The sequence below is a fragment of the Marinimicrobium sp. UBA4209 genome (assembly GCF_002381585.1).
GTDB classification, from domain to species: Bacteria; Pseudomonadota; Gammaproteobacteria; order Pseudomonadales; family Cellvibrionaceae; genus Marinimicrobium; species Marinimicrobium koreense.
In genome coordinates, this window is the sequence record NZ_DFTP01000119.1 from 258 (window position 1) to 6723 (window position 6466).

At 59.9% G+C, this 6466-nt stretch carries 7 protein-coding genes; 4 read left to right on the forward strand and 3 right to left on the reverse strand.

Annotated features, from left to right (window positions below; genetic code table 11):
• Positions 1-270, forward strand: a 270-nt coding sequence (locus B3187_RS17410) for a DUF1698 domain-containing protein (RefSeq protein ID WP_286807755.1), incomplete at its 5' end; no start/stop codon positions are given.
• 6 nt (positions 271-276) lie between these two features.
• Here the strand turns inward: B3187_RS17410 and B3187_RS17415 are convergent.
• Positions 277-822: a flavodoxin gene (locus B3187_RS17415; RefSeq protein WP_123637514.1), complete on the reverse strand. Its 546-nt coding sequence runs from the start codon at positions 820-822 to the stop codon at positions 277-279.
• 177 nt (positions 823-999) lie between these two features.
• Here B3187_RS17415 and B3187_RS17420 point away from each other — a divergent pair, with 177 nt between their 5' ends.
• The 3 genes from B3187_RS17420 (at position 1000) to B3187_RS17430 (ending at position 4323) form a co-directional block, all read left to right on the forward strand.
• Complete coding sequence (locus B3187_RS17420; RefSeq protein ID WP_286807756.1) at positions 1000-1719, forward strand: response regulator transcription factor; 720 nt, start codon at positions 1000-1002, stop codon at positions 1717-1719.
• On the forward strand, positions 1716-3128 hold the full coding sequence (locus tag B3187_RS17425; RefSeq protein ID WP_123637515.1) for an ATP-binding protein: 1413 nt from the start codon (positions 1716-1718) through the stop codon (positions 3126-3128). The genes B3187_RS17420 and B3187_RS17425 overlap by 4 nt, the downstream gene beginning before the upstream one ends.
• 268 nt (positions 3129-3396) lie before the next feature.
• On the forward strand, positions 3397-4323 hold the full coding sequence (locus B3187_RS17430) for a GGDEF domain-containing protein (RefSeq protein ID WP_286807757.1): 927 nt from the start codon (positions 3397-3399) through the stop codon (positions 4321-4323).
• 10 nt (positions 4324-4333) lie between these two features.
• Here the strand turns inward: B3187_RS17430 and rluB are convergent, their stop codons facing one another.
• Positions 4334-5215 (reverse strand): 23S rRNA pseudouridine(2605) synthase RluB, encoded by an 882-nt coding sequence (gene rluB, locus B3187_RS17435; protein ID WP_246004334.1) that lies wholly within the window; start codon positions 5213-5215, stop codon positions 4334-4336.
• A gap of 137 nt (positions 5216-5352) precedes the next feature.
• Complete coding sequence (gene scpB, locus B3187_RS17440; protein ID WP_286807758.1) at positions 5353-6345, reverse strand: SMC-Scp complex subunit ScpB; 993 nt, start codon at positions 6343-6345, stop codon at positions 5353-5355.
• Positions 6346-6466: the final 121 nt, after the last annotated feature.

Genomic DNA, 6466 nt, shown 5'->3' on the forward strand with positions numbered 1-6466 from the left:
GGTGAGGTGCTGGTGCCCGAAGGCCGGTACGCCAAAATGAATAACGTGTGGTTTTTACCCAGCGGCCCCAGTCTCCTGAGCTGGCTGCGCAAAGCCGGCTTCCGGAGCCCGCGCATGGTCGATTTCTGCCCCACCACTACGGAAGAGCAGCGCGCCACTGACTGGATGAGGTTTCACTCACTGCCGGAGTTTCTGGACCCGGACGATCCGAGCCGAACCGCCGAGGGTCATCCCGCTCCGATTCGGGCGGTGTTCATCGCTGAAACCTGAATCAGGTCAGTCGTCGCTCAGCGAGCTCAAGGGAGTAGTCAACCCAAATGCCTGATGGATCTGCTCGCACCAGAGATTCAGCCGGCTGAGGGTCAGTTCTTCCTGCTGATCTTCATCCAGAGCCAAGCCGACAAACAGGCCCTCGCCGGGAATTTCGGCCTTGGACGCCTCATAATCATAGCCTTCCGTGGGCCAGTGCCCCACGATAGTGGCGCCGCCGGCGACCACCACATCGTGCAACATTCCCATGGCATCAAGGAAGTAGTCACCGTAACCAAACTGATCGCCCAGGCCAAACAGCGCGATGGTCTTGCCACTGAAGTCCACTTCCGCCACATCATCCCAGAACTCTTCCCAATCCGACTGAATCTGTCCGAAATCCCAGGTCGGGATGCCGAGAATCATCTGGTTGTAATCCGCCAGATCCAGTTGGGTCACATCGGCGATATCGTGCACGGCGACCACATCCTCGCCCAGACACTGCTGGATCAGGTAAGCCACCCGTTCGGTGTTACCCTCGTCGCTTCCAAAAAACAAGCCTATCTGCGCCACATGCACCTCTGCTGGTATCACTCCGGATGGACGGGAATTCTCCCAATTCTGGCCCCGGCAGGCAAGTGCGGGAGCCATGTTAAAAAAGGTTAAATTGTGTCCCACGCCATGACAGACGGCGGAGGCTGTAGCACACTACACACTCGGCATTCAAACGAGGCAAGAACCGACACTACCATGGTGAAACTGCTACTGATCGACGATGACCAGGAACTCTGCCAGCTACTCAACGAGTATCTGACTGCAGAGGGGTTCGAAGTGGACGTTGCCCACGACGGCGAGCAGGCGCTGGAGCAAGTCAACCGCGGCCATTACGCGGCGATCATCCTGGATGTGATGCTGCCCAAGCGCAGCGGATTTGACGTGCTCAAGACGGTGCGTCAGAAGTACACCACCCCGGTGCTCATGCTCACCGCCAAGGGAGACACCATCGATCGGGTCGTAGGCCTGGAAATCGGGGCCGATGACTACCTGCCCAAGCCCTGTGATCCCCGGGAGCTGGTTGCCCGCCTGCGGGCCGTGCTGCGCCGGGCCGGTAGTGCCGTGCAGTCACCGGGCGGCGCCGAAACCCTTCAGGTGGAGGCACTGCGCCTGCACCTGGGCAGCCGAAGCGCCCACTGGCAGGATCACGATGTCCCCCTGACGGGCACCGAGTTCAGCGTACTGGAGTTGCTGGTTCGTCAGGCCGGCCAAGTGATCAGCAAGGATGAGCTCACCGAGCAGGCGCTGAACCGCAAACTGACCCCTTACGACCGCAGTATCGACGTGCATGTCAGTAATATCCGCAAAAAGCTGACCAGTGCCGGAGCCCGACGGGAAATGATCATCAACGTCCGCGGCGCCGGTTATATGCTCACCCTGAACGATACCCACGAGGGTGGCCTAGCCTCCGCATGACACGACTTTACCTGAAAGTATTTTTCACCTTCTGGCTGATCACGGCCACGATCATTGTGGCCACCAATGTGCTGGTGCACTGGTTTGATCTGGCGCCGGACGCCAAGCTACACCAACACCGCTATGACAAGGACTACGCCCCGGCCCGCCGCCTGTTGTTTCAGATGGTCGGCTCGGCCATCAACCGCAATACCGAAGAACTGATTCAGGACATGAGGGCCATGCCCGGCTGGTCCACACAGTATTTCTATATTGTCGACGAACAAGGTGAGGACCTGTTGGATCGCCCGGTGCCTCAGGGCGTCCAAGCGCTCATTCCCGAGCTGACCAGCATCAAGCCCTACGGCCGGCACATCGAAGGCCATCAGAAAATCTATGGCCGCTACCTCTCGCTCAATGATGGCCGAAAGATCAAGGTGATTACAGTGTCGTCCACCCACGACGACCCCTCCGAAGCGGATATCATGTGGCAGCTGTTTATCAGCAACATCTGGCCTCTACTGCTGGTCTCGATTCTGATCTGCGGGGTGGCCTGCTACTTCCTTGCCCGACATTTTTCCCGCAGCGTTGCCACTCTGCAGAAAGCCACCAAGCAGATCGCCAATGGCGACCTGAGTGTACGCGTCAGCCCCCACTTTGCCGGACGGCGGGATGAAATTGCGAGCCTGGGCCGGGATTTCGACCACATGACCGAACGGCTCGAAAAGGCCATGCTGGAGCAGAAGCGCCTGATCAAAGATGTGTCCCACGAGCTTCGCTCTCCCCTCGCCCGACTCCAGGTGGCACTCGGCATCGCCCAGCAGCGCAGCAATGGTTCGGTAGACAAGGAACTGGATCGGATCAAGAAAGCCGCCGACTATCTGGGCGATGTCATCTCCGACATTCTGGCGCTGCCCGTACACGACAACGGCGGCTGGGAGCTGGACGACACCCTGGACTTGCGGGCCCTGCTGGAAACCCTGATGGAAAACTATGGCGCCGAGGCGAGACGCAAGGGTGTGACCCTGGTGCTGGATTCGGAGCTGGACGAAGCTCTGGTCCCGACCCACGGCAACATGCTGGTCGGCGTGTTCGAGAACATCCTGCGCAACGCTCTACATTACACCGATCCTGCCTCGACTGTCCGCCTGTCACTCAGCGCCGACAAACCCCATAAGCCCGACGATCCGTACTACTGCGTGCAGGTCTGCGATCAGGGGCCTGGGGTGCCGGCGGAGAGCCTTTCTGACATCTTCCAGCCCTTCTACCGTACGGACGAGGACCGCAACCGGGAAAGCGGTGGTTACGGGCTCGGGCTGGCCATTGCCCAGCGCAGTGTCGCGCTGCACCAGGGCACCATTGATGCGCAGAACCAGCCGGAAGGCGGGCTTTGCGTCCGTGTCTGCCTGCCGGCCGTGAACGAAAGCTGACGGCAGCGTGCGCGCTGAACGGGCGGCACCGGCAAGGTTTGACCGCCCGGCGGCAAACCTTGTCAAAATTCCGCCACCACATCGCATTTTGATGGTTTACACGCCAAAAACCGTCAACGAACCCCTCGCTTTTTACAACAAAAACAACAAGTTAACATTCATTTTCTGAATCTGGCATAAAAATCGCTTGAGAGACTACTCGAGAACCACGTTACGGAGTATTTCCTTTACCCGGCAAACGTGACCAACAGACAGAGCGAACCCGTTCATGCCAGACGACGCCCAACCGCTACATCGCCAACAACCTCGTGCGCCCCAGAAAGACGCTGCCGAGCAGCGACTAGGTCTGTTGCAGCGCCTGATGACCACCCAGGAACCGGGCACCATGGTCACCCGTTTCTATGACGGGGTGGCTCCACTGCTGAGTCTGAAAGGGCTGCGCTATGAAGCGCCGGTGCCGGGGGGCATTGTGGATATCGGCAATACCGGACGACACCAGTGTGATTACGCGCTGCACGGCTCCGGCCAGCCCCTCGGTTCACTGCTGTTCTATCGGGATCGTCGGTTTTCCGAAATGGAGCTGGCGCGACTGGAGGAGTGGCTGAGCCTGCTGGTGGTCCCTCTTAGCAATGCCCTCAACTACCAGAATGCTGTGCGCCTGGCCTCTGTGGACGCCCTGACTGGTCTGGGCAACCGGGCCGCCCTCGACGCCGCACTTCACCGGGAATTGCGCCTGGCAGAACGCTGCGGCAGCGAATTTTCCCTGTTGCTGGTCGACGTGGATCACTTCAAACAGATCAACGATCGCTGGGGCCACAGTCGGGGCGATCAGGTTCTGAGAGAGGTGGGTAAAGCGATCAGCCACGCCTGTCGAGAAACCGACTTGGTGTATCGCTACGGGGGCGAAGAGTTTGTCGTGCTGCTCAGTGGCACCGATGCAGGCGGCGCCCAGACCTTCGCAGAGCGATTGCGCAAAGCGGTCCAGACTTGGGTTTCCGACATGGAGCGACTTTCGGTCACTGTCAGCATCGGAGTCAGCACTCGTAAACCGGAGGGTGAAACCTCTATCCACAGCCTGTTCGACCGGGCAGACCAGGCGCTCTACCGGGCGAAAGCCCAGGGGCGCAACCGGGTGGCCATGGAGTTGACCTGCCACACCGGTGAAGCCCCCTGCGTTCAGGCGGGGCTCAGCTAGTCCGCTGAGCTCAACTGTCCTTGGGCGCTCTGGGCTTCTTCTGTTTTACGGCGGGAGAACGCTTGCCGACCCCGGCTCGCAGACGCTTTTCCTGTCGCTCCATGCGCTTTCGTTCGTCCGGTGTCAGACGGCTCACTTTGGGCCGCTCAATCCCCGCGGTCAGCAGAAGATCCCGAATTTCCTTGTCGTTCAGCTCAATCCACTGACCCACCCGGACGTGGGAGGGAATGAAAATATTCCCGTAGCGTACGCGCTTCAGACGGCTGACTTTTACCCCCTGGGACTCCCACAGGCGGCGAACCTCCCGGTTACGCCCTTCCATCACCACGCAATAGAACCAGCGGTTGCGCCCTTCCCCGGCACCCTCAACAATATCGGTGAAACGTGCTACGCCGTCGTCCAGCAGTACGCCTTCGACCAACTGGCGCTTCATTTCATCGTCCACCGCACCCTGAATCCGCACCAGGTACTCCCGGTCGATGACTGAGGAGGGGTGCATCAACTTGTTGGCCAGTTCACCGTCGTTGGTGAACAGCAGCAGACCGCTGGTGTTGTAATCAAGGCGCCCCACCGAAATCCAGCGCTCGCCCTGTAACGCGGGGAGGTTCTCGAACACGGTGCGCCGCCCTTCCGGGTCCTGACGGGAACAGATTTCGCCTTCCGGCTTGTTGTACAGAATCACCCGCTGACGGGATACCTGGGTACGCACCTGAACCCGCTCACCCTTGAAAAAGATGGCGTCATCGGGCGTCACTCGATCCCCCAGATGCGCCGGGCGGTCATTGACTTTTACCAGACCGGCCTCGATGGCGCGCTCCATTTCCCGGCGGGAGCCCAGCCCGGAGCGGGCCAGCACTTTCTGCAGCTTTTCATCCAACGGTGCCTCAGCCACGGGCTTTTTTTCCCGGGGAGCCGCAGGTGCCTTGCCTTTGGCGGCCTTTGGCGGAGCGCCACGACCGCTCTTGCCGGGGGCTGCTGGCTTGCTGGTGTTGCTCGACGGCCCAAAGGGGCCTGGTCGTTTCGATTTACTCATAGGGACGATTGGTCTGCCTCGGGGTTCTGACGCGGCTCGGCGTCTGTATCATTCGTTTCGTCGCGCTCAAACAGCGAACCTTCATAGTATTCGGTCTCGGTGGACGCATCCTCCGGGTCTTGCTCACCGTCGGGGTCTTGAGAGGCTTCTGACGGTGCTGACTCATCGACATCCTCTTCTGTCGCTTCGTCTGCTGCGGCTTCCGTGTGCTCTACCTCATCCGAAGTGGACGGTTCGGCCTCGTCGTTCACCGGCTCGGCCTGCGCCTGAGTCTCGTCGAGATCATCGCTACCCGCTTCAGCCTCGGCTGTGTGTTCAGCCCCGTCGTTCTGGTCATGGCTCTCAGCCGCGTTATCGTCAACGTTTTCCTCGGGACTCGCTTGAGTAGCGGAATCATCATTCGTGTCGTCATCGCTGTTCCCCTCCGCTTCCGTGTCCAGGTCCAGCGCCGCATTGATGTCGTTGAGGTCACGGATTTCACCCAGGCTCGGCAACTCGTCCAGACTTTTCAGATTGAAATAGTCCAGAAATTGCCGGGTGGTGGCATACAGGGACGGACGGCCCGGCACATCCCGGTGACCGACGACCTTGATCCACTCCCGCTCGGTCAGTGTCTTGATGATATGGGAGCTGACCGCGACGCCGCGGATCTCTTCAATATCGCCGCGGGTGATGGGCTGGCGATAGGCCACCAGCGCCAAGGTCTCCAGTAATGCCCGGGAGTACTTCTGGGGTTTTTCTTCCCACAGTCGGTTGATCCAGGGCGCCACCTCGGTCCGCACCTGGAAGCGCCAGCCAGAGCCGACCTCCTTCAACTCGAACCCCCGGCCCTCGCAATCCGCTGCGATGGCTTCCAGAGCCGATTTCAACGCATCGGTTTCCGGCTCTTCACCCTCTTCGAACAGGGCTTTGAGTCGATTGAGATTCAGCGGTTGTCCCGCGGCCAGTAGAGCACCTTCAACAATATTGCGCAGCTGGGTCGATTCCATGGTCATGCTTGGTTCACACTGATTGATCGGGAGTACCCGGGCATGGCTATTGCACCCGGGCCTTTACGTGAATGGGGCCAAACGGCTCGCTCTGGACAATCTCCACCAGGGATTCCTTGAT

Bases quoted from the DNA above. Each gene is read 5' to 3' on its own strand.
- B3187_RS17420 (WP_286807756.1), top strand. From the start codon at position 1,000: ATGGTGAAACTGCTACTGATCGACGATGACCAGGAACTCTGCCAGCTA.
- B3187_RS17425 (WP_123637515.1), top strand. From the start codon at position 1,716: ATGACACGACTTTACCTGAAAGTATTTTTCACCTTCTGGCTGATCACG.
- B3187_RS17430 (WP_286807757.1), top strand. From the start codon at position 3,397: ATGCCAGACGACGCCCAACCGCTACATCGCCAACAACCTCGTGCGCCC.
- scpB (WP_286807758.1), bottom strand. From the start codon at position 6,345: ATGGAATCGACCCAGCTGCGCAATATTGTTGAAGGTGCTCTACTGGCC.